General features: G+C 64.3%; 21 protein-coding genes and 1 pseudogene. 15 read left to right on the forward strand and 7 right to left on the reverse strand.

All coding sequences use genetic code 11. The annotated features are described in order from the left end of the window. Positions 1–13: 13 nt before the first annotated feature. From BRA1253DRAFT_RS05445 to BRA1253DRAFT_RS05460, 4 genes are all read right to left on the reverse strand, one after another. Positions 14–2,860, reverse strand: a complete 2,847-nt coding sequence (locus tag BRA1253DRAFT_RS05445) for a calcium-binding protein (protein ID WP_007591961.1) — start codon at positions 2,858–2,860, stop codon at positions 14–16. A gap of 436 nt (positions 2,861–3,296) precedes the next feature. Further along, positions 3,297–3,791 (reverse strand): hypothetical protein, encoded by a 495-nt coding sequence (locus BRA1253DRAFT_RS05450; protein WP_198288228.1) that lies wholly within the window; start codon positions 3,789–3,791, stop codon positions 3,297–3,299. 166 nt (positions 3,792–3,957) lie between these two features. Next, the gene (locus tag BRA1253DRAFT_RS05455; protein WP_007591963.1) at positions 3,958–4,410 is read right to left on the reverse strand and encodes a DNA polymerase III subunit chi; all 453 of its coding nucleotides are present in this window, start codon (positions 4,408–4,410) and stop codon (positions 3,958–3,960) included. A gap of 6 nt (positions 4,411–4,416) precedes the next feature. Then, complete coding sequence (locus tag BRA1253DRAFT_RS05460; RefSeq protein ID WP_007591964.1) at positions 4,417–5,916, reverse strand: leucyl aminopeptidase; 1,500 nt, start codon at positions 5,914–5,916, stop codon at positions 4,417–4,419. A gap of 339 nt (positions 5,917–6,255) precedes the next feature. Here BRA1253DRAFT_RS05460 and lptF point away from each other — a divergent pair, with 339 nt between their 5' ends. The 10 genes and pseudogenes from lptF (at position 6,256) to BRA1253DRAFT_RS05505 (ending at position 16,660) form a co-directional block, all read left to right on the forward strand. Continuing rightward, positions 6,256–7,425, forward strand: coding sequence for an LPS export ABC transporter permease LptF (gene lptF / locus BRA1253DRAFT_RS05465; protein WP_007591970.1), 1,170 nt, complete (start codon positions 6,256–6,258; stop codon positions 7,423–7,425). Then, the gene (lptG, locus tag BRA1253DRAFT_RS05470; protein WP_007591971.1) at positions 7,422–8,519 is read left to right on the forward strand and encodes an LPS export ABC transporter permease LptG; all 1,098 of its coding nucleotides are present in this window, start codon (positions 7,422–7,424) and stop codon (positions 8,517–8,519) included. Before lptF ends, lptG begins: the two co-directional genes overlap by 4 nt. Beyond that, positions 8,519–11,008, forward strand: a complete 2,490-nt coding sequence (locus tag BRA1253DRAFT_RS05475) for an LPS-assembly protein LptD (protein ID WP_007591972.1) — start codon at positions 8,519–8,521, stop codon at positions 11,006–11,008. Before lptG ends, BRA1253DRAFT_RS05475 begins: the two co-directional genes overlap by 1 nt. A 69-nt stretch (positions 11,009–11,077) precedes the next feature. Beyond that, positions 11,078–12,004 (forward strand): SurA N-terminal domain-containing protein, encoded by a 927-nt coding sequence (locus BRA1253DRAFT_RS05480; RefSeq protein ID WP_007591973.1) that lies wholly within the window; start codon positions 11,078–11,080, stop codon positions 12,002–12,004. Continuing rightward, positions 12,004–13,020, forward strand: coding sequence for a 4-hydroxythreonine-4-phosphate dehydrogenase PdxA (gene pdxA, locus BRA1253DRAFT_RS05485; protein WP_007591974.1), 1,017 nt, complete (start codon positions 12,004–12,006; stop codon positions 13,018–13,020). The genes BRA1253DRAFT_RS05480 and pdxA overlap by 1 nt, the downstream gene beginning before the upstream one ends. Next, positions 13,017–13,877 (forward strand): 16S rRNA (adenine(1518)-N(6)/adenine(1519)-N(6))-dimethyltransferase RsmA, encoded by an 861-nt coding sequence (gene rsmA / locus BRA1253DRAFT_RS05490; RefSeq protein WP_007591975.1) that lies wholly within the window; start codon positions 13,017–13,019, stop codon positions 13,875–13,877. Before pdxA ends, rsmA begins: the two co-directional genes overlap by 4 nt. A 16-nt stretch (positions 13,878–13,893) precedes the next feature. Further along, a complete protein-coding gene (locus BRA1253DRAFT_RS05495) occupies positions 13,894–14,952 on the forward strand; it encodes an alcohol dehydrogenase (RefSeq protein ID WP_007591976.1) in 1,059 nt (352 codons plus the stop codon). A 157-nt stretch (positions 14,953–15,109) separates the two neighbouring features. Next, positions 15,110–15,260, forward strand: a pseudogene (locus tag BRA1253DRAFT_RS41130) (Flp family type IVb pilin). 73 nt (positions 15,261–15,333) lie between these two features. Beyond that, positions 15,334–15,570 carry a hypothetical protein gene (locus tag BRA1253DRAFT_RS05500; protein ID WP_007591977.1) on the forward strand — a complete coding sequence of 79 codons (237 nt, stop codon included), beginning with the start codon at positions 15,334–15,336 and terminating at the stop codon, positions 15,568–15,570. 367 nt (positions 15,571–15,937) lie between these two features. Continuing rightward, positions 15,938–16,660, forward strand: coding sequence for a Crp/Fnr family transcriptional regulator (locus BRA1253DRAFT_RS05505; RefSeq protein ID WP_007591979.1), 723 nt, complete (start codon positions 15,938–15,940; stop codon positions 16,658–16,660). Positions 16,661–16,663: 3 nt separating this feature from the next. On the opposite strand, the gene BRA1253DRAFT_RS05510 is transcribed toward BRA1253DRAFT_RS05505, so the two are convergent. After that, positions 16,664–17,401, reverse strand: a complete 738-nt coding sequence (locus tag BRA1253DRAFT_RS05510; RefSeq protein WP_007591982.1) for a Crp/Fnr family transcriptional regulator — start codon at positions 17,399–17,401, stop codon at positions 16,664–16,666. Between the two features lie 173 nt (positions 17,402–17,574). On the opposite strand from BRA1253DRAFT_RS05510, the gene BRA1253DRAFT_RS05515 reads away from it, so the two are divergent. Together BRA1253DRAFT_RS05515 and BRA1253DRAFT_RS05520 are read left to right on the forward strand one after the other, a co-directional pair. Continuing rightward, entirely contained in the window at positions 17,575–17,814 is a 240-nt protein-coding gene (locus tag BRA1253DRAFT_RS05515) for a hypothetical protein (protein WP_007591988.1), read from the forward strand. A gap of 17 nt (positions 17,815–17,831) precedes the next feature. After that, entirely contained in the window at positions 17,832–18,533 is a 702-nt protein-coding gene (locus BRA1253DRAFT_RS05520) for a Crp/Fnr family transcriptional regulator (protein ID WP_007591990.1), read from the forward strand. Between the two features lie 81 nt (positions 18,534–18,614). Here BRA1253DRAFT_RS05520 and BRA1253DRAFT_RS05525 read toward each other — a convergent pair whose 3' ends face one another. Then, positions 18,615–19,211: a hypothetical protein gene (locus BRA1253DRAFT_RS05525; protein WP_007591992.1), complete on the reverse strand. Its 597-nt coding sequence runs from the start codon at positions 19,209–19,211 to the stop codon at positions 18,615–18,617. 242 nt (positions 19,212–19,453) lie between these two features. Then, complete coding sequence (locus BRA1253DRAFT_RS05530; RefSeq protein ID WP_007591994.1) at positions 19,454–20,422, reverse strand: LysR family transcriptional regulator; 969 nt, start codon at positions 20,420–20,422, stop codon at positions 19,454–19,456. A 113-nt stretch (positions 20,423–20,535) separates the two neighbouring features. Between BRA1253DRAFT_RS05530 and BRA1253DRAFT_RS05535 the strand changes: the two genes are divergently transcribed. The 3 genes from BRA1253DRAFT_RS05535 to BRA1253DRAFT_RS05545 all read left to right on the forward strand — a co-directional run bounded on the left by BRA1253DRAFT_RS05535 (position 20,536) and on the right by BRA1253DRAFT_RS05545 (position 24,362). Beyond that, positions 20,536–21,516, forward strand: coding sequence for a tripartite tricarboxylate transporter substrate binding protein (locus BRA1253DRAFT_RS05535; protein ID WP_007591995.1), 981 nt, complete (start codon positions 20,536–20,538; stop codon positions 21,514–21,516). Then, complete coding sequence (locus tag BRA1253DRAFT_RS05540) at positions 21,516–22,127, forward strand: protocatechuate 3,4-dioxygenase (RefSeq protein ID WP_007591996.1); 612 nt, start codon at positions 21,516–21,518, stop codon at positions 22,125–22,127. Before BRA1253DRAFT_RS05535 ends, BRA1253DRAFT_RS05540 begins: the two co-directional genes overlap by 1 nt. An 888-nt stretch (positions 22,128–23,015) precedes the next feature. Beyond that, positions 23,016–24,362, forward strand: coding sequence for a caspase family protein (locus tag BRA1253DRAFT_RS05545; protein ID WP_007591998.1), 1,347 nt, complete (start codon positions 23,016–23,018; stop codon positions 24,360–24,362). Positions 24,363–24,372 lie beyond the last annotated feature (10 nt).

Genomic DNA, 24,372 nt, shown 5'->3' on the forward strand with positions numbered 1-24,372 from the left:
GATGCCGCCGGCTTCAGGCGTGCTGGGGCGGTGCGAGCACCTGGCTCTGCGTCGCGTGCGGATCGGGCAGCGGCATCTCGCCGTTCCCCTCACCTGCCGGGACGAAGCTGGCCGCCATGGCCTGGTTGAGCAGCATCGCGGCCGCAAACGCTCCGCCCTGGATGACGACGTTGTTGCCGGTGCCGCCGTCCAGGATGTCGAGGCCGCCGCCGCTGATCAGCACGTCATCACCGGCACCACCCGCCAGCGTGTCGTTGCCGGGGCTGCCGATCAGCACGTCGTCGCCGTTGCCGCCATTGGCGACGAGCTGGATGCCGCCGTGCAGCCCGGAGGCCGTGATGACGTCGTCGCCATCGAGGCCGTTGATGACGATCCTGTCGCCCGCGCCGGCATCAGTGATGTTGATGTCCTGGCCAAGCCCCGACACCGTGATGATGCCGTCGTGCTCGGTCACCGCGATGACGTCGTTGCCGCCGGTTGCGTTGATGGTCACGGTATCCGCGGCGCCGTCATTGGCGCCGAGATCGAGGTCGACCTGGCTCACGCCGGTGCCGGAGAGGTCGCCGACGGTAATGTTGTCGGCACCGCCGAGGGCATTGAAGTCGACATGTTCGACCCCGTTCAGGTCCATCGCAATGGCCGCGACATCTCGCGTGAACAGCACCCGGCCGCCATTGGCCGAAATGTTGATGTTCTCGCTGATATTGGCGCCGTTGAATGCCAGCGTGTCGGTGCCCTTGCCGCCTTCGACGGTGTCGCTGCCGTCGCCGGGATTCCAGACGAAGGTGTCGTCGCCCGCACCGAGATTGGCGAAATCGTTGCCGCGTCCCCCGTTCACCACGTCATTGCCGGCACTGCCGATGATGGTGTCGTTGCCGTCGCCGCCATTGATGTTGAGGCTGAACGACTGTCCCGCCTTGATGGAAGACGCATCGATGACGTCATTGCCTTGTCCGCCGTTGATGCCGAGCACATCACCGGCGTCCGCGTGCGCAATCGTCACCTGCGCAGCGAGGCCGTTGACCACGATCGATCCGCCGGAGGTCACGACCGATATGTTGTCGTCACCAGTCGTGCCGTTCACGGTCACGCGGTCCGCCGCGCCATCACCGCCCTGGCTGCCGGGGCCGGCGCTGAGGTCGATGGCAACCTGCGTGATTCCTGTCCCGGTCAGATCGCTGACGGTGATGTTATCGGCGCCGCCTGCTGCCGCGATCTGCACGTGCTCGACGCCAGCGAGGTCCATGACGATAGCACCGACGTCACGGGTGAGAAGCGCACGGCCTCCGTTCGCCGAGACCGACATGTTCTCGGCCACGTTGGCGCCGTTGAACACCAGCGTATCGGTTCCCGCGCCGCCTTCGACGACGTCGCTGCCGTCACCGGGATTCCACGTGAAGATGTCGTCGCCTGCGCCAAGAAGCGCGACGTCATTGCCGCGGCCGCCGATGACCTTGTCGTTGCCGTCGCCGCCGATCAGGGTGTCGGCGCCCTGGCTGCCGGTGATGGTGTCGTTGCCCGCGCCGCCGTCGATGGTCAGCCCGATCGCCGCGCCGAGCGTGGATGCATCGATGACGTCGTTGCCGCCGAGCGCCTGAACGACCAGCCGGTCGTTGCCGGCCTCTGCATTTGCGATCGTCACGAGCTCCGGCAGCCCCGTGACCGTGACCGTTGTGCCCGTGGCTGTGACCTCGATGTGCTGATTGCCGTTGCTGCCGTTGACGGTCACCGTGTCAGCTGCGCCGTCGCCTTGCGTCCCTCCCGGAACGGCTCCGAGATCAACCAGCACCTGCTTGACGCCGGTCCCGGTGAGGTCGCCGACGGTGATGTTGTCGGCCCCGCCCCGCGCATCGAATTCGATCTGCTCGACGCTGTTGAGATCCATCGTGATGTTGGCGACATCGCGGGTGAAGCGCACCCGGCCGCCATTGGCCGAGATGTCGATGGTCTCGTTGATGTTGGCGCCATTGAAAAGCAGCTTGTCGCTGCCCGAGCCGCCTTCGACCGTGTCGCTGCCGTCACCGGGATTCCAGATGAAAGTGTCGTCGCCACTCCCGAGCTGGGCGACGTCGTTGCCGCGTCCGCCATTGACGATGTCGTCCCCGCTGCCGCCGATGATGAGGTCGTTGCCATCGCCGCCGGTAATCCTGTCGTTGCCGGCGCCGCCATCGAGCGTCAGCGAGATCAGGCTGCCGAGCCCGTTGCCCGCGGTGATGACATCGTCGCCGCCCCCACCGTGCAGGACGAGATTTTCCGTCGTGCCGATGTCGAGCGAGAACGGCACCGCGCCCGTCCCGTCGAGCCGCACACGGGTGCCGTTCGCCGTGATCGTGAACGTCTCGGCGGCGTTGCTTCCGTTGACCTGAGCCGTATCGTTGCCCTCACCACCCTCGAACAGGTTGGTGCCGCCGCCCGGATTCCAGACCATGACATCGTCGCCGGCCTCGCCGAACAGCTGATTGTCGCCGCTACCGCCGTCCAGGACGTCGTTACCCGCTCCGCCGAACAGCAGATCGTTACCGCCGCCTCCCTTGATCAAATCGTTGCCGGCCTGACCAAACAGGAGATCGGCTCCCGAGCCGCCCGTGATCCTGTCATTGCCGTCGCCGCCGAAGATGTGCACCGCCGGCATCGGGCCGTGGCATTCGTCGACGGTGATCGTGTCGTCACCGCCTTGACCGAAGATGTCGATCGCAGTGGTGTTGTCGACGGTGGGTTCGCCACCAACCGTTTTCACGTGCCCGTTATTGACCAGGATGCGGCCGGACTTGTCGCGACTTATCACAAGGCCGTTATTCGCGCTGTCGCCGAAAATGGTGAGCTGCCCCGTAACCGGGGAAAACACAGAGGTAATGGACATCCAAATGATCCTTCCGACCTAGCCCCTCCCTTCGATGCGTAGCAGCCGCGCACATGAGATTCTTGAACCGTTGCTTGAGACGCGCGTGATTATTCTGGAGATTTCCTCCAGTTTTGCTTCGGGGCAGTTTTCGAAAGCGAATGCGAAGGCTCTCTCATCACGAATCGCGTGATCACGGATCACGCGTAACGCCCCCGTGACTTTCAACGCGCGCGGAAAAACGCGGCTCGAGGCAATGAAGGCGCTTTGGGCGAAGGTCGGCATCCGCGATGTCGAAACTCGCGAACAAGATCGCCGGCGAGCGAGAACGGAGAGATCACGATTCACGCCCGCCCATCGCAATCAATGGATGCAAAATCGCTTGACAATAGGGGGAAGCATGCGCGGCCGATCGCAGCGACAGCCGCAACCAGCATCAGGGCAAAAGGCCAACCCGTTACGCCGCCGACTTCTTCTTCGGCTTCGGCTTGGTCGCCTTCGGCATGACCGGGGCTTCCGGCGTGCCCTCGATCGAGGACAGGCGACCGGCCGTGAAGGTGTAGATGCCGGCGCGCGGACCGGTCGTCCAGGTCACGACCGCAACGCGCCTGCCGGCGGCATCACCGGAGAGGTTGACGCTCGAGGGCGCGCCGATGCCGCGCACCACATCGCATTCGGTGTGGCCGAGCGCGACGGTGCCGCCCATGGGAGCCGGCGCGGTCGTGGACGCATTCGCATCAGCCGGCCCGGGCGGCGGCGCCATGCCGGCACAAGCCCCGTCGGCGCTGACCAGATCCTCGGCCCCAACCGGCTTGTCGGGGGTCAGCGGCGGCGACTCGATCGAGATGCTTTTGATGAACAGGCGGCTGGGCGTGTTGAACCACTGGGCATCCCTGGACAACAGATCGGTCCCGCCCGAACAGCCCGCGACCAGCGGGGCTATGGCCGCCAACGCAACTATGAGCGAGCTGGGAAGCTTTTGATGTCGCACGATAAACTAATTTCCCCGAGTGAAGGATCGGCCCTAAGCAATTGTACCAACACCACTTTGCGGCACGAAGGTGACAAAAGCCATCATCCCCCGAAAAGTGCAAATTATCATTAATTGCGAGCGACCGCTAATTCCGCTTCTGCCATCGGCCCCGCTCGTCGGCCTGCCAATAGGTGACATCAAATCCCCGCGCCTTGCAATCCGTCCAGGCGCTGCGGGCGAACGCAAGTGCGTCCGGATCGTCCCCGTCGAACAGCAGCACCATGCGCTCATAGCCCTGCGCGTCCTGCGGCAGCGCGGCGTTGTCGACGAGGAAGCGGACATTGGCACCGTTCGGATTGTCATCCTCGACCGCCAGCACGATCGGCTGTTCGGCGGCGTCGCTCACCCGCCAGGTCGCGTGCGGCAGGAAGGAATCGTCGCGATAGGTCCACAAATGGGCGTCGAGCGCATCGGCGCGCTCCGGCGAAGTCGACTGCACCACGACGCGCCAGCCGCGCTCGAGCGATTTCTCGAGAAGCGGCGGCAACACGTTCTCCACCGTCATGTTTTGCAGATGGTAGAAAAGGACTTCAGTCATCTCGGGTCATTTGCGCTCGTAATGGTCGGCGACCAGACGGTCGAGCAAGCGAACGCCATAGCCACTTCCCCAGCTGTGGTTGATGTCGGTCTTCGGCGCGCCCATGGCGGTCCCGGCGATATCGAGATGCGCCCAGGGCGTGCCGTCCACGAATCGCTGGAGGAACTGCGCCGCGGTGATCGAGCCGCCATGGCGGCCGCCGGTGTTCTTCATGTCGGCGAACTGGGAATCGATCAGCTTGTCGTATTCAGGGCCAAGCGGCAGGCGCCAGACCTTCTCGCCGCTCTCGATGCCGGCTGCCAGCAGCCGCTCGGCAAGCTCGTCATTGTTGGAGAACATGCCGGCATGCTCGGTGCCGAGCGCGACCACGATGGCACCGGTCAACGTCGCCAGATCCACCATGAATTTCGGCTTGGTTTTCTTGGCGACGTACCAGAGCACATCGGCGAGCACCAGGCGGCCTTCCGCGTCGGTGTTGATGATCTCGATGGTCTGGCCCGACATCGAGGTGACGATGTCGCCGGGGCGCTGCGCGTTGCCGTCCGGCATGTTTTCGACGAGGCCGATGGCGCCGACGACGTTGACCTTGGCCTTGCGTGCGGCGAGAGCATGCATCAGGCCGACGACGCAGGCCGCGCCTCCCATGTCGCCCTTCATGTCCTCCATGCTGCCGGCCGGCTTGATCGAAATGCCGCCGGTGTCGAAGCAGACGCCCTTGCCGACGAAGGCAACCGGCGCCTCACCCTTCTTGCCGCCGTCCCAACGCATGATCACGGTGCGGCTCGGCCGCGCCGAGCCCTGGCCGACGCCGAGCAGCGCGCCCATGCCGAGCTTGTCCATCGCCTTGACGTCGAGCACCTCGATCTTGACGCCGAGCTTGCGGAGCAGGCCTGCGCGGCGCGCGAACTCCTCGGGAAAAAGCACGTTCGGCGGCTCGTTGACGAGGTCGCGCGCAATGATCACGCCGTCCACGATCGCAGCCGCCGATGCAAACGCCTTCTTCGCGACGACCACGTCGCCGACCGCAAACGAGACGTCGGCGCGCGTGCCGCCCTCCTCGCCGTCCTTCTTCTTGGTCTTGTAGCGGTCGAATTTGTAGGTGCGCAGCCGCAGGCCCGAGGCGATCGCGACCGCCTGCTCGCTCGTCATGGCGCCATTGGGCAGTTCCGCCATGATGGTCATGGCCGCCACCCCGGCCGGAAGCTTGCTCGCCGCCACGCCGCCGAATTTGAGAAAGTCGTTCGCCTTCAGGCCGGCCGCCTTGCCGGCGCCGATCACGATCAGGCGGGTGGCCTTCACGCCCTCCGGCGCAAGGATGTCGAGCGCAGCGCCGCTTTTGCCCTTGAAGGCGGCGGCGGTGGCCGCCCGCTTCACGAGTTCGGTGGCCCCGCCGAGGGCCTTGGCGGTCGCCGGGCCGAGCTTCAAGCTGTCGTCGCAGAACACGACCATGATGCCACGGACGGCGGCAGATAATGGAACGAAGCCGACCTTGATGGCATCGGACATGAGTAACTCCTCAAAAACGTTGCGCTTTTACCGATCGGCAGTCCCGGCCACGGGCCGGAGCTGAACGGCGATTCACTGGGCGTAACGCACTATGGGCCACTGGCCCGGTCGATGCCAAGCACCCCCCGTGGCCGAGGGGCCACAACGAGGGAAATATTAACCATATATTGAGGGTGCCACGGGGCAGCCATTTTGTTGACGGATCAAAGGGATGGTACTGAGAGAGTAAGCCGGCGGATGAGATGGTTGACCGACCTTGGGGATCCCCTTGCGGGGATTGGTTGGACAGCCGGAATTCCGGCCGGCATTGGGGACTTGGTGGGATTCGTGCGGTAGCGCATGGGGTCAATCGATAGGTATATCTTCCGCACGACGCTCGCGTCGTTTGCGCTGGTCCTGGTCAGCCTCACGGGCGTGATCTGGATTACGCAAGCGTTGCGCGGCATCGACTTGATGACGAGCCAGGGTCAGACCATCCTGACCTTCCTCGGCATCACCAGCCTCGTCGTGCCCGCGCTGGTCCTGATCATTTCGCCGATCGCGCTGATGATCGCGATCTCGCATACGCTGAACAAGCTTGCGACCGATTCCGAGATCATCGTGATGAATGCCGCCGGCTTCTCGCCGTTCCGGCTGTTCTATCCGTTCTTCTACGCCACCTGCGTGGTGGCGCTGCTGGTCGCCTTCATCGCGGCCTATCTCGCTCCCGATGGCATGCGGCGGATCAAGCAGTGGGACGCCGAGATCACCGCCGACGTGCTTACCAACATCCTGCAGCCCGGCCGCTTCGCCCAGCTCGACAAGAACCTGACGATCAGGATTCGCGAACGCCAGCCCGGCGGCATCCTCGCCGGCATCTTCATCGACGACCGCCGCGATCCGAACGAGCGGGTCTCGATCGTCGCCGAGCACGGCGAAGTCATGAAGAACGAGAACGGATCGTTCCTGGTGCTGGAGACCGGCAATCTCCAGCGCTTCGAGGCCGGCAAGCGCGATCCCGCGCTGGTGGCGTTCGGCCGCTACGGCTTCGACATGTCCAAGTTCTCGGGCCAGGGCCGCGACGTCACCCTCGGCATCCGCGAGCGTTATCTCTGGGAGCTGCTCTCGCCGTCCGAGGACGACCCCGTCTACAAGCAGATTCCCGGCCAGTTCCGCTCGGCATTGCATGACAGCCTGCTGGCGCCGATCTATCCCTTCGCCTTTGCCGTGCTGACCTTCGCGTTTCTGGGTGCGCCTCGCACCACGCGCCAGAGCCGCAATTTCTCGATGGGCTCATCGATCTTCGCCGTGTTCGGCCTGCGCATGGCCGGCTTTGCCTGCTCGGTGATGGCGGTGAAATCGCCCGGCGCGGTGCTGGTCCAATATGCGATGGTCATTGGTGCCATCGGCATCGGGATGGCGATCATCATCGGCGGCCTTGTGGTCGAACCGCCGCCGCGCCTCATGGAGGCCATCAACAGGTCGAACGCACGCATCGCGCGGCTGTTCAGACGGCCGGCCACCGCATGAGCATGCTCACCAACACACTCGGGCGCTATTTCGCCGGCCGTTTCGTGGTCGCGGCGCTCGGCGTGTTCGCCAGCATTTTTTTGTTGCTGGTGCTGGTCGATTACATCGAGATGGTGCGCAAGACTTCGGGCCTCGCATCCGCCTCCGCGGTCATGGTGGCCGAGACCTCGCTGTTCCGCGTGCCCCAGCTGCTGGAGAAGCTGACGCCGTTCTGCATGCTGATCGGCGCCATGACCTGCTATCTCGCCCTCTCCCGCCGGCTCGAGCTCGTGGTCGCGCGCGCCGCCGGCGTCTCCGCATGGCAATTCATCTCGCCGGCGCTCGGCAGCGCGCTCCTGATCGGAGTGATCGCCACCGTCGCCTACAATCCGATGTCGGCCAATCTGCGCGAGCTCTCCAAGCGCATGGAAGCCGAGCTGTTCGGCTCGGCGCCCGGCGGCGGCATTCAGGACGCCTCCGGCTTCTGGCTCAATCAGGTCACCAATGACGGCCAGACCATCATCAACGCGGCGCGCAGCGAGCAGCAGGGTATCCGGCTCACGGGACTCACGCTGTTCCGGTTTGACACAGAGCAGCACTTCAAGGAGCGCATCGAGGCGCGAGAGGCGACACTCGAGGCCGGCCGTTGGCTGTTCAAGGGCGTCCGCCGCTTCTCGCTGGATTCGCCTCCGGTCGATCAGGCCAGCCTGGAGATTCCGACGACGCTGACCGAGGCGCAGGTCCGCAACAGCTTTTCCACACCCGAGACTGTGTCCTTTTGGCAACTACCGAGCTACATCCGCTCTTCCGAAAGCTCGGGCTTCGCGACAGCCGGATACCGACTCCAGTATCAGAAGCTTCTGGCACAGCCGTTTTTGCTTGCGGCCATGGTGATGCTCGCGGCTTCCGTGTCGTTGCGCTTCTTCCGGATGGGCGGCGTGCAGAAGATGGTTTTGAGTGGCGTGGGCGCAGGCTTTCTGCTCTACGTTCTGTCGAAAGTGACTGAAGATTTGAGCAAGGCTGAGTTGATGCATCCGATCGCTGCGGCGTGGTTGCCCGTGGTGGTGGGCGGCCTCACCGGCTTTTTGGCCTTGCTGTATCAGGAGGACGGATAGTGACGGCCGTCCACCGAGGACCCGTGTCTCGTTTGACGCGGCGCACATTGGTGCGCGCGAACGGGTGTGGCTTGTCCATTCGCAGGTTCCTGCTTGCTGTCGCCGCCGTGGCATCGCTCGGTGGCCTGATGGACGTTGCCGCCGTGGCGCCGGCCTCCGCCCAGAGCTTCACCTACAATCCGCTGCCGCCGCGTGCGAAGCCGCCGAAGGCCGTCAACGACAACCAGATGCTGGTTCAGGCGACCGAGGTCGACTACGACTACAACAATTCGCGCGTCTCCGCGGTCGGTAACGTCCAGCTGTTCTACAACGGCACCAGCGTCGAGGCCGACAAGGTCATCTACGACCAGAAGACCAAGCGGCTCCATGCCGAAGGCAACATCCGGATGACGGATGCCGACGGCAAGATCACCTATGCCGAGATCCTGGACCTTTCCGACGACTACCGCGACGGCTTCGTCGATTCGCTGCGCGTTGACACGGCCGACCAGACCCGCATGGCGGCGAGCCGCTCCGATCGTTCCAGCGGCAACTACACAGTGTTCGAGAACGGCGTCTACACGGCCTGTGCGCCATGCAAGGACGACCCGAAGAAGCCGCCGCTATGGCAGGTCAAGGGTGCGCGCATCATCCACGACCAGCAGGAGAAGATGCTGTATTTCGAGACGGCGCAGCTCGAATTCTTCGGCGTGCCGATCGCCTATATGCCCTATTTCTCGACGCCCGACCCGACCGTGAAGCGCAAGACGGGCTTCCTGATGCCGGGCTTCACGTCGAATACGCCGTTCGGCTACGGCGTCGAGGTTCCGTTCTACTGGGCGATCGCACCCGACATGGACGCGACCTTCAGCCCGCGCATCACGTCCAAGCAGGGCGTGCTGTTCCAGGCCGAATTCCGCCAGCGCCTGATGGACGGCGCCTATCAGATCCGCGTCTACGGCATCGACCAGCTCGATCGGAACGCGCTCGCCGGCCAGCCCGGCGACAAGCAGTTCCGCGGCGCCGTCGACACCAAGGGTCAGTTCGCGCTGAACGACAAATGGGTCTGGGGTTGGGACGGTGTCCTGATGTCCGACTACTATTTCTTCTCGGACTATCGGTTGTCGCAATATCGCGATCCGCTGGGCTCGTTCCTGTATCTGCCGACGGATGCACTCTCGCAGCTTTACCTGACCGGTGTCGGCAATCGCAGCTTCTTCGACGCGCGCACGATGTACTGGCTGAGTTACTCGGGCAACCAGAGCCAGGTGCCGGTCGTCTATCCCGTGATCGACTATTCGAACGTGCTGAACTATCCGGTCTTCGGCGGCGAGTTCAGCTACAAGACCAATTTCGTGAACCTGTCGCGTGACACCGCGGTGTTCGATCCGATCACGACGCTCGCCAACACCAATGGCCTGTGCACGACGGTGTCGGCCGATCCGCTCGCGCGCACGCCGTCGCAGTGCCTGCTGCGCGGCTTCCCCGGCACCTACACCCGCCTGACGGCCGAAGCGCAGTGGCGCAAGTCCTTCACCGATCCGTTCGGTGAAATCTGGACCCCGTTCGCCATTCTCCGCGCCGACGCGATCAACTCCTCGGTCTCCAACCAGCCGGGCGTGTCGAACTATCTTCCTGTCGGCGACACCCAGGCGTTCCGCCTGATGCCGACCGTGGGCCTCGAATACCGCTACCCCTTCATCAACGTTCAGCCTTGGGGCTCGACCACCATCGAGCCGATCGCGCAGATCATCATCCGGCCGAACGAGACCTATGCCGGCAAGCTCCCCAACGAGGACGCGCAGAGCATGGTGTTCGACGCCTCGAATCTGTTCAGCGTCGACAAGTTCTCCGGTTACGACCGTGTCGAGGGCGGCGGCCGCGCCAATGTCGGCGTGCAGTCCACCACGCAATTCGACAGGGGCGGCGCCATCAAGACGCTGTTCGGCCAGTCCTACCAGCTGTTCGGCATGAACTCCTTCGCGGTCCAGGACTCCATCAATACTGGCGTGGATTCCGGTCTGCAGAGGCCGCGCTCCGACTATGTGGCGAGCGCCGCCTATTCGCCCAACAGCACCTATACGTTCAGCGTTCGCTCGCGCATGGACGAGCAGACCTGGAACATCCAGCGCTTCGAGGCGGAAGGCCGCGCCAACTTCAACCGCTGGTCCGTCAGCATGCTGTACGGCAATTACGCGGCGCAGCCGGAACTCGGCTATCTGACCCGCCGCGAGGGCATCCTGACGTCGGGCTCGATCAAGGTCGCGGCCAACTGGGTGGTCACGGGCTCGGCGCGCTGGGACCTGGAGGCCAACAAGATCAATCAGTATGTGCTCGGTGCCGGCTACGTCGACGATTGCTTTGTGCTCGGCTTGAACTATGTAACTGCGTATAGCTATTCCGCAGGCGCGGCGCCGCCCGTGCTGAACCACGCGATCATGTTCCAGATCGGCCTGCGCACGCTGGCGAACACAGCGACGACCAGCAGTTCCGGCGGCGGTCTCCAGTGAACGGTTTGAAGGTGCCGGCCGCGTGTTCCCGATCGCAGGTTCACCGCGGCTGACATGCGAGCGACAAATATGACGATCTCATTGCCTGTCTTCCGCCTCTTCCTCGTCCTCGCCGCCCTGCTCCTGGCCGGCGCGCCGTCGCGCGCGCAGAACATCGTCGTGATGGTCAACGGCGATCCCATCACCGACTTCGACGTCGAGCAGCGCTCCAAGCTCGACCAGCTGACGACGCAGAAGACACCGGCCCGTCAGGAGGTCATCAACGAGCTGATCGACGACCGGGTGAAGATGAAGGAAGGCAAGAAATACGGGGTCGACCCCGGTGTCTCCGACATCAACCAGTCCTACGAGGGCATGGCGCAGCGCATGCGCATCTCGCCGGACCAGCTCACCAAGTCGCTCGAGGTCAAGGGCGTCCGCCCCGAAACCCTGAAGAACCGCATGAAGGCCGAGATGGTCTGGACCAGCCTCGTGCGCGGCCGCTTCAAGGAGAAGTTGTTGGTCGGCGAGAAGGACGTCGCGCAGGCCGTGCAGGCGCAGACCGGCGACAAGCTGCAGATCGAGGGGACCGAATACAAGATGCAGCCGATCGTGCTGCTCGTGCCGCGCGGCTCGTCGCCGGCGTTCCTGGAGACGCGGCATAAGGAAGCCGAGCAATATCGCTCGCGCGTCGGAAGCTGCGAAGAAGCCAATTCGTTGTTCCGCTCCACGCCGAACGCCACGATCCGCGACACCGTCACCAAGACCACGGCGGAATTGCCCGAGGCGCTGCGCAAGGTGCTCGACGACACGCCGATCGGCCACCTGACCGCCCCCGAGACGACCAAGGCGGGCATCGAGATGGTGGTGCTGTGCTCGCGCAAGCCGACCATGATCGACACGCCGAAGAAGCGCGAGGTCCGCGAGAAGATGTATCAGGAGAAGTACGAGAAGACCCAGAAGGCCTATCTCGAGGAGCTCCGCAAGGCGGCGATGATCGAGTATCGCAACCGCTGATGGCCCCGCAGCCTGCCAAGCCCCTCGCCTTGACGCTGGGAGAGCCTGCCGGCATCGGCCCCGACATCACCATCGCAGCCTGGCTCAAGCGCCGCGAACTGGACCTGCCCGCCTTCTATCTGCTCGGCGACGAGGCGCTGATTGCCCGCCGTGCCAAGGCGCTCGGCGCCAATATCAGGATTGCTTCGGTGAGCGCCGGCGAGGCCGGGGCCGCCTTCCCCGAGGCCCTGCCCGTGGTTGCGACCGGCGAGCCCGTGAGCGCCAAGCCCGGCAAGCCCGACGCATCGAGCGCGCCCGCCGCCCTCGCCTCGATCCGCCAGGCGGTCACGGATGTCCGCGAGGGCCGCGCCGGTGCCGTCGTCACCAATCCGATCGCCAAGAGCGTGCTCTATCGCGCCGGCTTCCGCCATCCCGGCCATACCGAATTCCTCGCCGAGCTCGCCGCGGAAGACGGCCGCGTGCCGCAGCCGGTGATGATGCTGTGGTCGCCGCGGCTCGCCGTGGTGCCCGTGACCATCCACGTCTCCTTGCGCGATGCACTGGCCCAGCTCACCAGCGAGCTGATCGTCTCGACCGTGCGCATCGTCGCGACCGAACTCAAATCCCGCTTCGGCATCGCGAATCCGCGCATCGCGATTTCCGGCCTCAATCCGCACGCGGGCGAGGACGGCTCGCTCGGCCACGAGGAGCAGACCGTGATCGCGCCGGCGATCAAGACGTTGCGCAGCGACGGGATCGAGGCGAAGGGACCGCTCCCCGCCGACACCATGTTCCACGAAGCCGCGCGAAACAGCTATGACTGCGCCGTCTGCATGTACCACGACCAGGCGCTGATCCCGATCAAGACGGTGGCCTTCGACGACGCGGTCAACGTCACGCTCGGCCTGCCCTTCATCCGCACCTCGCCCGATCACGGCACCGCCTTCGACATCGCCGGCACCGGCAAGGCCAATCCGGCAAGCCTGATCGCTGCGTTGAGGCTCGCGAGCCGGATGGCGGCTGCGAAAACCCGATGAGCGCGATCGACGACCTCCCGCCGCTTCGCGAGGTCATTCGCCAGCACGCCTTGTCGGCGCGCAAATCGCTCGGCCAGAACTTCCTCCTCGACCTCAATCTCACCGCGCGCATCGCGCGTGCGGCGGCTCCGCTCGAGGATTCCACCATCATCGAGATCGGCCCCGGCCCGGGCGGGTTGACGCGCGCCTTGCTCGCGCTCGGCGCCAGACGCGTCATCGCCGTCGAGCACGACGAGCGGGCGATCCCTGCCTTGCAGGAAATTTCAGCGCGCTATCCCGGCCGTCTCGATATCGTGCATGGCGACGCCATGAGCTTCGACCCGCGCCCGCTGCTATCCGGCGAAAGAGCAAAAATCGTCGCGAACCTGCCCTACAACATCGCGACCCACCTCCTCGTCGGCTGGCTCACCACCGAGCCCTGGCCGCCCTGGTACGACATGATGGTCCTGATGTTCCAGCGCGAGGTCGGCGAGCGTATCGTGGCGCGCGAGGACGAGGAGGCCTTCGGCCGGCTCGGCGTGCTCGCCAACTGGCGCTGCGAGACCAAGATCCTGTTCGACATCGCGCCGTCCGCCTTCGTGCCGCCGCCGAAGGTCACGTCTTCCGTCGTGCGACTGATCCCGCGCGAAAACCCTCTCGCCTGCGATCGCAAGCTGCTCGAACAGGTCGCCGCCGCCGCGTTCGGCCAGCGCCGCAAGATGCTGCGACAAAGTCTGAAGTCGCTCGGCGCCGATCCCGCGCGGCTCGCCGCAGCTGCCGGCGTCGATGCGACGCGGCGCGCCGAGACCGTTCCGATTTCCGGCTTTGTTGCCATGGCCCGTGAATTGGCCAATATACGCAGCGAAACAGAGAGATAATTTCGGAGGAAGAAATATGGCGTTGATGCGTCGGCAGTCCCTCGTCAAGTTCGATGCGCCGCTCTGCGAGACCATCGTCGACACGCCGAAGCCGCAAGGACGCGAGGTGCTGGTGCGCATCGAGCGCTGCGGCCTCTGCCACTCCGATCTGCACATCCAGGACGGCTACGCCGATCTCGGCGGCGGCAAGAAGCTCGACACCACGCGCGGCATGACGCTGCCCTTCACGCTCGGCCACGAGATCGCAGGCGTGGTCGACGAAGTCGGCCCCGAAGTGTTCGCCGGTCTCGTCGGTAGCAAGAAGGCGGTGTTTCCGTGGATCGGTTGCGGCCAGTGTCGCGACTGCGCCAATGGCGACGAGAACCTCTGCGCCAGGCAGCGCTTTCTTGGCGTCTCCATCGACGGCGGCTTCGCCACCCACGTGCTGGTGCCTGACGCGAAATATCTGCTCGACTACGATCCCCTGCCCGTCAACCAGGCCGCGACGCTGATGTGCTCCGGCGTCACCGCCTATGGCGCGCTCAAGCGCCTGGTCGACCGACCGCGCCAGCGCAATCTCCTGCTGATCGGCCTCGGCGGTGTCGGCATGATGGGCCTTTCCTTCGCGGCGGCCATGTTCAAGCAGCCGATCACGGTCGCCGACCTCAGCGGTGCCGCGCGGGAAACCGCGCTGAAGAACGGCGCGGCGGCGGCCTACAATCCGGCCGAGCCCGACGTGATCAAGCGCATCCTCAAGGAAACCGATGGCGGCTTCGACGAGATCGTCGATTTCGCGGGCAACGAGAAGTCCATGGCTTTCGCGGTCGCCGTCGCCGCGCGCGGCGGCAAGATCGTGGTCTCCGGCCTGATGGGCGGCCAGTTCACGTTGCCGATGGTGCAATGGGTCTACAAGCGCATGACCATCGAGGGCTTCATGGTCGGCACGCTCACCGAGGCTCACGAGCTGATGGCGCTCGCCCGCGCCGGCAAGATCAAGCCGACGCCGATGCGCGAGGAGCCGATGGGCGACGTGCAGACCTGGATCGACGAGCTTCGCGCCGGCAAGGTCGTCGGCCGCATCGTGCTCAAGAATTAGCATGCGCGAGAAGCGCGAGGCGGCGGGGTCATCTCGCCGCCGGCTTCAATCATCGCGATTCACTCGAAATTGACGCAAGCCGGTGTTCCAAATTGGGGAACCTGATCTCTGCGGATTATGGCCCTCGCCAGCTCTCTTTTGGAATTCTGGCAAGACCATGCAGACCATCCGCCGCTTCCTTGCCGACGAGTCCGGCGCCACCGCGATCGACTACGGCCTGATCGCCGCAGGCATCGCACTGGCGATCATCGCCGTCGTCAACAATCTCGGCGCAGAAGTTCACCTCGATCAGCAGCTCACTGAAGTAACGCGGGCAGGCGCGCTAATTCACGGCATTCGTCTGTCCCGCGGAACGGCAATGGCCGCGCCGCGTTGGCAGCCATGTCCATTCGCTGCACCGTCGAGAACGCATTCTTCATCGCCTGGAGCTTCCTGGAGCAGAGCGGACAGCTCGGCTCTCCGGACGAGACGGCGAACGTCCTGCTCGACGCCATTGAGGCCCAGCTCAGGACCGGTGAACGCCGGCAACTGATGCTCGCCAACAGGGCGATCGATGCCTATCGCGCCCACGCGGAAAAAAGCCGGCCCGCGCACGATTGCGAAGCACGCTTCGGGTGACGAACGTCGGGTGATGAACATCCTGGCCGCCCTCGGGCCCGCCGGCCCGGCGGCGTTTGAGATATAGGCCGGCGGTCCGTCGGGCAGAGCGCACGGGCTGCGGCGCTCCGCGACGAGCACGCTACGCTGATCCGCGCTCCTGCTGTGTGCACTCCTGCACAGAGCTCGTAAAGTTGAAGGCAGCTGGGTTCGGCTGCGCCATTTGCCTCGCGTGCCATGCGCCGCGCCAGAATTTTCCGGCATTCCGTAAGCCGGAGGCCATCTTTTCAACGCTTGAAAAACGCCTTGTGTGCACTTTGGAACCGTCGGCTCCGTCACGGAAACGTAGGGTTCTGGCCGGCGCCGATTCCCGGCCAGAGCAAGACATGTGACCGGTCGGCCCCAGAACGATCTTCTCCAGCGGCTCAGCCGCACGGATTTCGAACTGTTCGCACCGCACCTCCAGCCGGTCGAACTCGAGGCGAACCACATCCTGTATCACGCCGGCGACGAGGTCGCGGCGGTCCATTTTCCCTGCCGCTCCACGCTCGTGTCGTTCGCCGTGCCAGTCGAGGACGATCGCGAGGTTGAAAGCCTGCTGGTCGGGCGCGAGGGCGCGGTGGGCATTGCCGCCGGCCGCAGCGCCTCGCTGGCCTATTCGCGCATCGTCGTGAAGCTGGGCGGGACCCTGATGCGGTTGCCGCACCGCGCGCTCGAGCAGGCCCAGCAGAGGTCGGCCACGCTCCACCAGGTCTTCTCGCGCTATGGCGACTGCCAGTTCGCACAGCTGCTCCAGATCGCGGCCTGCAATGCCGCGCATTCGATCGAGCAGCGCGCCGCCAAGTGGATCATCTCCGCGCAGGAGCACGTCGGCGGCCCCGAGATCCCCCTCACCCATGAGCAGCTTGCCGGCATGCTCGGCGTCTCCCGCAGCTATGCCAGCCGCGTCATCCAGATGTTCAAGGCGAGGCAGATCCTCGCGACACGCCGTGGCGCCATCCTGATCCTGGATGCGCCGGCGCTCGAAGCCAGAGCCTGCTCCTGCAACGACTGGGTGAAGAAGCACTTTGACGAGGTGATGGGGCGCACGGCCGCGGACGGTTCGCTTTAGGTCTCACGCATGCGGCGGCGATTGGCGCTTCAAGTGCAGATAGGTCGGACTGAAGCCTCCGAGCCGCTGCAGTTCGCGCCATTTCAGGACGATCAGCTCGCCGTCGCGCATGTCCATGGTCCCGCTCCGCCTGAGCTCGGCGAGCGTCCGGTTCACCGTCGCGATCGCCATGCCCAGCGTCTCGCCGAGCTGCGCCAGGCTGATCGGCAGACGGCAGCGATTGCCGCGGACGAGCTGCGCGGCGCGGGCGCGGTAGAACAGCTCGCAGAACAGGTGCGCCATGCGCGCGTGCATCGGCCGGGCGCTATTGTTGGTGATGGCCTCGCGAAAGATAGCGGCATCGAGCAGCGTCTCGCGCCAGACCGACAGTGCGAAGGTCGGTCGTCGCCGAAAGGCAATGAACAATTCGCGATGCGGGATGAACGCCACCGAGGCAGGCCCGAGCGCACACAGCCCATGGTCCATCTGGTCGATGAACAGTCCCTGGGAGTCCGGCAGGTCTCCAGACAAATGGAACGCGAGATATTGCCGCCTGCCGCTGTCGAGCAGATGGTAGCGGGCGATCATGCCGGAGACGACCAGCGCCGAATGCTCGGGTTCGTCGCCCTGACGGATGAAATCCTCATTCGGCGCGAACTCGCGCTGCACAAAAGTCAGCCCGCGAATTTCGGCGACATCCTCCTGTGCAAGCGCGGTGTGCTCGCCGAGGTTCCGGATCAGCACGTCATGGGCTTTTTCCATGTGTCCCGTTCCATGCGCCCCGCCAAAAATCCTGCCGGTTCGATCAAATGATACATCTGGCCCGAATCCAGCGGACTAGAACGCGAGACGGAAGCACAGGTTGCTACCGGTTTGCGACGGTACAGGGTCGCAGCCCCACCATCCCTCGATCGCTGACTGCCCCCGCCCTTCGCATGAGCCCTACGACGATCCTGAAACGCATTCGCCACCTGTTCGCTACGGATTCGGGCGAGCACCTGGACAGTATCAGCGCTGCCTTCCTGCAAGGCAGGTTGAAGCAGCCGGCGCGGCCGATGTCGGATCAGGAGCTTGCGCACGCCATCCGCGAGTTCCAGGCGGTTCCCGTGTCCGATTGGACCATCGCAAAACTCTCCCAACGCCTGCTCGAACCGGCCGTGCCGCGTGACGACTGAAACCCCTCCTCCTCACCATGCCGCACCCGAAGTTCATCGCGCATCTCCAGGCGATTGAAGGCCTCTCAGAAGACGAACGCCGCCAGATCGCGGGTCTGCCGTCCACGCTGCGCCAGGTCTCCGACGGCGAGATCGTGCTGCGCCAGGGTGAAGATGCCTCCCGCTGCGTTTTCATCGTCAGCGGCTTCCTCTACCAGGCTCGCATCGTCGGCGATCGCAGCCAGATCCTCGCCTTCCACGTTCCCGGCGACATGCCGTGCCTGCACACGCTGCTGGTGTCGCCGATGGATGCGGACCTCGTCGGTCTTGGACCCTCGATCGTCGGCTACGTCGCACACAGCCAACTCAAGCAGCTGCTCGACAGCTCCATTCACCTGACCCGCGCGTTCTGGCGCGAGACGCTGATCGATGCGGCGATCTCGCGACAATGGATCGCGCGCCTCGGCGCACAGGCGGCGTTGCCGAAGGTGGCGCATCTGATCTGCGAACTCGCCGCAAGGCTGGAGGTCGTGGGCCTCGTCAAGAACGGCCGCTTCCAAATGCCGATGACGCAGCGGCATGTCGCCGATGCCTGCGGACTGTCGATCGTCCACGTCAATCGCACCATCCAGGAGCTGAGAGGGCGCCGATTGATTGCCTGGGAGGGAAGCGAGATCGAGCTGTTGCAACCCGACGAACTCCGCGCGCTCGCGGATTTCACGCCGGATTATCTGACCTGACCGAGACGGCCGGCGTTCCAACGAACGACACCTCGAACCGGCACAGCGAAAGCGATCCCCCGCGTCACGATCGCGATGGCTTTATCCGCCATGATTTGAGCAACGGGCCGCCGGCACCCAGCACGGGATCGGTCTTCGGCTTACGGACCTTGGCGATGCGTTTGCTGGCGTCAGGACGCTCTCGCGTGTCGGTGCACTCGTCATACGTCCCTCCTGCGGATACGCTCCGACGACCAGGAAGTCCCGGCTGGACTCGATCAGCCGGTGTCCGGTCCCTGCGGGAAGAACCAGAACGTCTCCGGCCTTCACGCTCAGGATTCGCCCCTTGATCCCGCCGCACTCGATCCTAGCCGTGCCGCGTGCCACGCCCATCACTTCGTGGATCTGCGAATGGTAGTGGACAAAGTCATACACCGTATCGCGCCAGGAGCGGCCCCAGCCATGACTATCGAACAGCGAGTCGACGATGACCTCTGGAGCAAAACGCCGGGTCTTCAGATTCACCGCGCCGCGATAGAGCAACACTGGAAAATGCGGGTTATTCGGCACGATGCCATCGTCCTGGAAGCGGATGGCTGTCGGCTTCCGAGCCCGCACGAGCGCCCGCAGCGTTGCCGCGTCGGGGTGATCCTCGACGAGCTTCTTGGCGAGATTTTTGATCTGGTCCTTGATCGGCATGGCGTCTCCTCAGCCGCAATTAAACGGCGGCCGAGGTGATAAGTTTCCCGAGGTGATCCGGTTGGACCGCGCTATCTCCTCGGCGTCACTTCCGGCGAAGACAAGCATTCCAGAAATCGTTCCGCGGCAGCTCTCTGGAATGCTCGCTGCGCTCGCACGGCCACCGCCTTACCCCGGTAGCCGACGTTGGCCGCGCAGGAGCGGAACGACGCGATGTGGCAGAAGCAGAAGAACGATCAGTTTCAATTTCGCCGATTGGGCGAGGCGTTTCGCTTACCTGCGAGCGGCTTCGCGACCTCCCGGGCGCACTCGACGAGCAGCCGCTGAGCAGGGTTTGGCGTTCTGCCCTTCAGCGCAATGATCCCGATCGGCCACATCTGAATAGGCATTTCGACGGGTAAGACCTTCATCGACAGCCGCTTCGCGCTGAAGTGCAACATCGATGCCGGAAGGAAACTCAGGAATCGTTCCGACGAAAGCAACGCCGACTGCATAAGGACCGAATACACGGTTACGCTGGCACGTGGCACCTCCAGCCCGGAGGCGTGAAATGCGTTGGCAATCCAGCCGCCCGGAAAGCTTTCGCGCGGCGGCAGGCACCAACGCTCGTTGACCAGCTCGTCGAGGCGGATCTTGCGCCGCCGCACCCACGGACTGTGCAAGCCTGCAACAACGACACCGCTTTCGTGCAACAGCACTTCAACATCGGTATCGGCAGCCGGCGTCGAGCTCGGCAGGCGCCCTATCATGAGGTCGATGTCGTGATTGCGCAGATGGCGATCCTGAAGCTCAGGCGGTTCGCCCTCGATGATGTGAAGCGCGAGCCTCGGATATTGCCGTGATAGCCGGTCGATGATGGCGGGCAGTAATCCGGCCATCACGGGCTCGGTGCTGCCAATGCGCAATTCACCCACCGCGGGATCAGCGAGCGATTGCAACTCGTCCACGCCGCTCCGTAAATCGTTGCACAAAGCAATGCCGCGCTTGAGCAAGGCCTTGCCATAAAGCGTGGGCTCAACGCCGAGCCGGCTGCGCTCCAGAAGCGGAAGGCCGATCGTTTGCTCCAGGTTCGCGAGCATCTTGGATATGACAGGCTGAGAAATGGCGAGGTGCTCGGCCGCCTTCGCCATGCTCCCGTATTCCACGACGGCGATAAACACGCTCAGCTGCCGCAGCTTGATCCGACGGCTGATTTGGGATGCATCGAGCATGCGACCCTTTCCGAAATGGAATAGAACTATTGAGAAATAGAACTTTTCTTATATAGGTCCGCGGGACAAGCTGCAATTCGCGTTACCCTCCACCGCCAAGGTTTGGAGCAGCCATGTCGACCATTTATCTTCCCCGTCGCACTTTCCTGCTGGGAAGCCTCGCCGGATTGTTGCTGCCCGGCAAGGTCGTCGCGCAACCTTATCCGTCCAATCTCATACGGATTGTCGTCCCTACCGGTGCGGGCACACCGCCCGACATTATCAGCCGCATGGTCGCGGACGGGCTCGCGGCCAATGAAGGCTGGCGGCTCGTGGTGGAAGATCGCCCGGGTGCGCTGCAGACCATTGCCATGAACGACGTGGCCGGCCGTCCGGCGGACGGCTATACACTGCTGACCATGAGCCTTCCGATGACGGTCACTCCGTCTCTGCTTCCGAAAGCGGAGGTACGGCCGGACGTGGATTTCGATCCGGTGATCAAGATATCGAAGTCCTACACTGTGCTCGTTACAACGCCTTCCTTGCCGGTCGGCTCGCTGTCCGATCTGGTGGCGCTGCTCAAGAGCAAGCCGGGGAAGCTCAACTTCTCTTCCGCCGGCTTCGGCACTCCCTCGCATCTGATCGGCGAAATGTTTGCATTGCAGGCCGGAGTGCACGCCACCCACGTGCCCTACCAGCAATTCTCCCAAGCAATCACCGATCTGATCAGCGGCAACGTCCAATACATGTTCGTCACCACGCTTCCGGTTATTGATCTCATCGCGACCGGCAAGTTGCGAGCGCTTGCCGTCACCGCCCCCACCAGGATTGCTGCCCTGGGGGACGTTCCCACTGTGATCGAGGCAGGCCTCCCCGATCTGGTGACAGCCGATTGGATCGGCTTTGCGGCCAAGCGTGGAACGGCTGCAGAAATAAAGTCGCAGCTTAACAAGGCAATTAACAAGGTACTTGTCGAACCGAAGATCCACGCTTCGCTCGATAAGATAGGAGCGGTAGCCGTGGGTGGCACCGCTGCAGAATTTGGTGAGGGAATCCAGACTGACATCGCCCACTGGGCCAAGGTCGTCAAGGATGCGGATATCAAGCTACCTTGATGAGCCAGACCACATCCAAAGCCCAGACGAGTGGCCGCGATGCAGCAGCATTGGCGATTACGCCCCCACAAATTGTCGGCCCGTTCTACCCGGTCTCGGAGCACCCCGATCTGGCAACCGATCTGGCGCGTCCAAGCGGCAGCACCGTTGAGGCGCTGGGTCAGCTCATCCATATCAGCGGACGCGTGCTCACGCGTTCGGGAGCGCCGGTGCCGCATGCACGCATTGACATCTGGCAAGCCAACGCGGCGGGGAAATATCGTCATCCAAGCGACAACAACCCGGCGCCGCTCGACCCCAATTTCAAAGGCTTCGCGCGTCTCACAACGGATGCGGCTGGGCGCTACAGCTTTCGTACGGTCAAACCCGGCCGCTATCCGACAGCAGAAGGCGACGTCAGGCCGCCGCACATTCACCTCGCCGTCGAGGGGCGGTTCGATCGCCTGGTAACCCAGCTGTATTTCGCTGGCGAAGGAGAAAATGTGACCGACCGCTGGCTCAATGCGGCTCCGCATCCGGAAAGGTTGATCATTGTTCTGCAAGATTCGCCATCACGCCTTGAGAGGCATGCGTTGGTCGCGAATTTTGACATTGTTCTTGCCAGCGGATGACAAGCTGTTTGAGGTGGCACCAAACCCGATTTGGGTCATTCGCCACTGGGCAGACGCGTCGGGCAAAACACCCCGTCAAGCCATCGGCGCAAAAACATTTCGCTTTTCCGAATTTCGGATTTGTGGCATACAGCCCGCATCCTGGCCCTGCCAAAGGGGCGTTCGCGACCGTCACGACATGCGGGCCGGGTGGCGGTGGACGCGGCAGCGACGGCGCGGGCGGCGTGATGACCGGGCGGGCAACCGTGAGTCCTCACGCGACGCGTACGACACGGCGCTGGAGAGCGGGCTTGTCGGTCATCGGGGGTGAGCACACGCAAGCCCTCGACGATTTCGGCGGGACCGTCCGCGGACGGAGAAGTCGTGTGGTCCTGACGCCCGGGGTCTGTGCGTCAAGCCTCGCGGTGATGTGGCGGCCCAACCGGGCGCGCGCATCAGCGATCGGCGGGGCGACGGGGGCAATAGTGCATCGCTCCCCGGGGAGAGCACGAAGGACACCGTTAAAACCATCCGCGCAGGGAAGGCCGGGCGATCGGCCACCCAATCGGTCCACCCCGTGTGCATTCCTGTAGCGCACGGACCAACGGGTGCCGCCGGCGCCCGGCCTTCCCTGCGCCCTTTGGCTTCCATTGGGCGATCAACGGCAGCAAGGCTCGGGCAGAACCTGCCGCGGGAACGCGCGGCCATGGCCCCTCGCCTGCGAAATACGCAACGCGGCCTATCCGCGTCATGGCCGGGCTTGTCCCGGCCATCCACGCCTTGCCACGCGGCACGAAGAACGTGGATGGCCGGGACGAGCCCGGGCATGACGGACAGTACGCATGTGGCGCCGCTTTTCGCCGGCGCGCCGGACTGTTAGACTGGCGTCATTATTTTTGGGGAATTTTGATGCGCGCGAGGATTTTCAATCGCGTCCCGGGGCTGGCGACGCTGGTCGCAGCCCTGCTCGTCGTCGCCACGCAACCTGCATCGGCCGAGAAGCGCATCGCGCTCGTGGTCGGCAACTCCGCCTACAAGAACATCACGCCGCTCGACAATCCATCCAAGGACGCGAGCCTGATGGCGGACACGCTTGGCTTGCTCGGCTTCACGCTGGTCGGAGGCCGCGCCCAGCTCGATCTCGACAAGGGCGCTATGGATCTGGCGGTGCAGAGCTTTGGCCGGCAGGTGCAGGGCGCCGACGTCGCGCTGTTCTATTATGCCGGCCATGGCGTGCAGGTCTCGGGCGCCAACTATCTCGTGCCAGTCGGCGCGAACCCGACGCGCGAAGCCGACGTCGACTTCCAGATGACCGATGTCAACCTCGTGCTGCGCCAGATGCAGGGATCGGGCACCCGCCTCAACCTCGTGATCCTGGACGCCTGCCGCAACAACCCGTTCGGCTCGCGCGGCCTGCGCGCCTCCGATGGCGGTCTCGCGCAGATGCGCGCGCCCGAGGGCACGCTGATCTCCTACGCAACGCAACCCGGCAATGTCGCCCAGGACGGCAGCGACGGCCACAGCCCCTACACCAAGGCGTTGGCCGCGACGGTCCGGACCGCGGGCCTCGACGTGTTCCAGACCTTCAACCAGGTCGGCCTCGCGGTGAAGCGCGCCACCTCCGGCGCGCAGCAGCCCTGGGTGTCGTCCTCGCCGATCGACGGCACCTTCTATTTTGTAGCCCCGACGCAAACCGCCCCGCCGCAGGTCGCAGCGATGCAGCCTGATCCGTTGCCGGCGGATCGGCTGCGCGCCGATCCAGACCGCGTCCCCTTGCGCGATGCCGCCCTGCTGAGCGAGCTCAGCGAGCGGCTCTACGAGCTCAATTTCGATCCTGACAGCCCTGACGGAATGACCCGCGCGATCACAAAGCTCCAGCAGCGGATTTCCATGGCGCCGACGGGCGAAGCGACCGAAGGCCTGCTGCTGCGGATGCGCAAGATGGAGGACCTGAAACCATGGGGCTCGATCGTCTACGGGCCCGACGGCAGCAAATGGGGCATCTCCTGGAACCACGCCTCGCGGCGCGCGGCGGTGGCGGATGCGCGCGGCAATTGCGCCGGCGCCAAATGTCCGATCGAGCTGTCCTTCTATGGCAACCGCTGCGGCGCGTTCGCGATCTCCGACAAATCCTGGTCGCTGGTCCAGCGCGACAGCGTGCAGCGCGCGAAAGACGCCGCGCTTGACGAATGCGGCAAGGCTGGCAAAGCTTGCCGCATTATCGGTTCCGTCTGTGCCGACGGCTCCGGCCGTTGATACGATTTTT

It is taken from the genome of Bradyrhizobium sp. WSM1253 (genome assembly GCF_000244935.1).
Classification (GTDB): Bacteria; Pseudomonadota; Alphaproteobacteria; order Rhizobiales; family Xanthobacteraceae; genus Bradyrhizobium; species Bradyrhizobium canariense.

What these genes read in the sequence shown, in the direction of transcription:
- BRA1253DRAFT_RS05495 (WP_007591976.1), top strand. Translation starts at nt 13,894, where the DNA reads ATGGCGTTGATGCGTCGGCAGTCCCTCGTCAAGTTCGATGCGCCGCTC.
- BRA1253DRAFT_RS05545 (WP_007591998.1), top strand. Translation starts at nt 23,016, where the DNA reads ATGCGCGCGAGGATTTTCAATCGCGTCCCGGGGCTGGCGACGCTGGTC.
- BRA1253DRAFT_RS05515 (WP_007591988.1), top strand. Translation starts at nt 17,575, where the DNA reads ATGAGCCCTACGACGATCCTGAAACGCATTCGCCACCTGTTCGCTACG.
- BRA1253DRAFT_RS05525 (WP_007591992.1), bottom strand. Translation starts at nt 19,211, where the DNA reads ATGCCGATCAAGGACCAGATCAAAAATCTCGCCAAGAAGCTCGTCGAG.
- pdxA (WP_007591974.1), top strand. Translation starts at nt 12,004, where the DNA reads ATGGCCCCGCAGCCTGCCAAGCCCCTCGCCTTGACGCTGGGAGAGCCT.
- BRA1253DRAFT_RS05510 (WP_007591982.1), bottom strand. Translation starts at nt 17,401, where the DNA reads ATGGAAAAAGCCCATGACGTGCTGATCCGGAACCTCGGCGAGCACACC.
- lptG (WP_007591971.1), top strand. Translation starts at nt 7,422, where the DNA reads ATGAGCATGCTCACCAACACACTCGGGCGCTATTTCGCCGGCCGTTTC.
- BRA1253DRAFT_RS05530 (WP_007591994.1), bottom strand. Translation starts at nt 20,422, where the DNA reads ATGCTCGATGCATCCCAAATCAGCCGTCGGATCAAGCTGCGGCAGCTG.
- BRA1253DRAFT_RS05460 (WP_007591964.1), bottom strand. Translation starts at nt 5,916, where the DNA reads ATGTCCGATGCCATCAAGGTCGGCTTCGTTCCATTATCTGCCGCCGTC.
- rsmA (WP_007591975.1), top strand. Translation starts at nt 13,017, where the DNA reads ATGAGCGCGATCGACGACCTCCCGCCGCTTCGCGAGGTCATTCGCCAG.
- BRA1253DRAFT_RS05480 (WP_007591973.1), top strand. Translation starts at nt 11,078, where the DNA reads ATGACGATCTCATTGCCTGTCTTCCGCCTCTTCCTCGTCCTCGCCGCC.
- BRA1253DRAFT_RS05455 (WP_007591963.1), bottom strand. Translation starts at nt 4,410, where the DNA reads ATGACTGAAGTCCTTTTCTACCATCTGCAAAACATGACGGTGGAGAAC.
- BRA1253DRAFT_RS05500 (WP_007591977.1), top strand. Translation starts at nt 15,334, where the DNA reads ATGTCCATTCGCTGCACCGTCGAGAACGCATTCTTCATCGCCTGGAGC.
- BRA1253DRAFT_RS05520 (WP_007591990.1), top strand. Translation starts at nt 17,832, where the DNA reads ATGCCGCACCCGAAGTTCATCGCGCATCTCCAGGCGATTGAAGGCCTC.
- BRA1253DRAFT_RS05535 (WP_007591995.1), top strand. Translation starts at nt 20,536, where the DNA reads ATGTCGACCATTTATCTTCCCCGTCGCACTTTCCTGCTGGGAAGCCTC.
- BRA1253DRAFT_RS05540 (WP_007591996.1), top strand. Translation starts at nt 21,516, where the DNA reads ATGAGCCAGACCACATCCAAAGCCCAGACGAGTGGCCGCGATGCAGCA.
- BRA1253DRAFT_RS05445 (WP_007591961.1), bottom strand. Translation starts at nt 2,860, where the DNA reads ATGTCCATTACCTCTGTGTTTTCCCCGGTTACGGGGCAGCTCACCATT.
- lptF (WP_007591970.1), top strand. Translation starts at nt 6,256, where the DNA reads ATGGGGTCAATCGATAGGTATATCTTCCGCACGACGCTCGCGTCGTTT.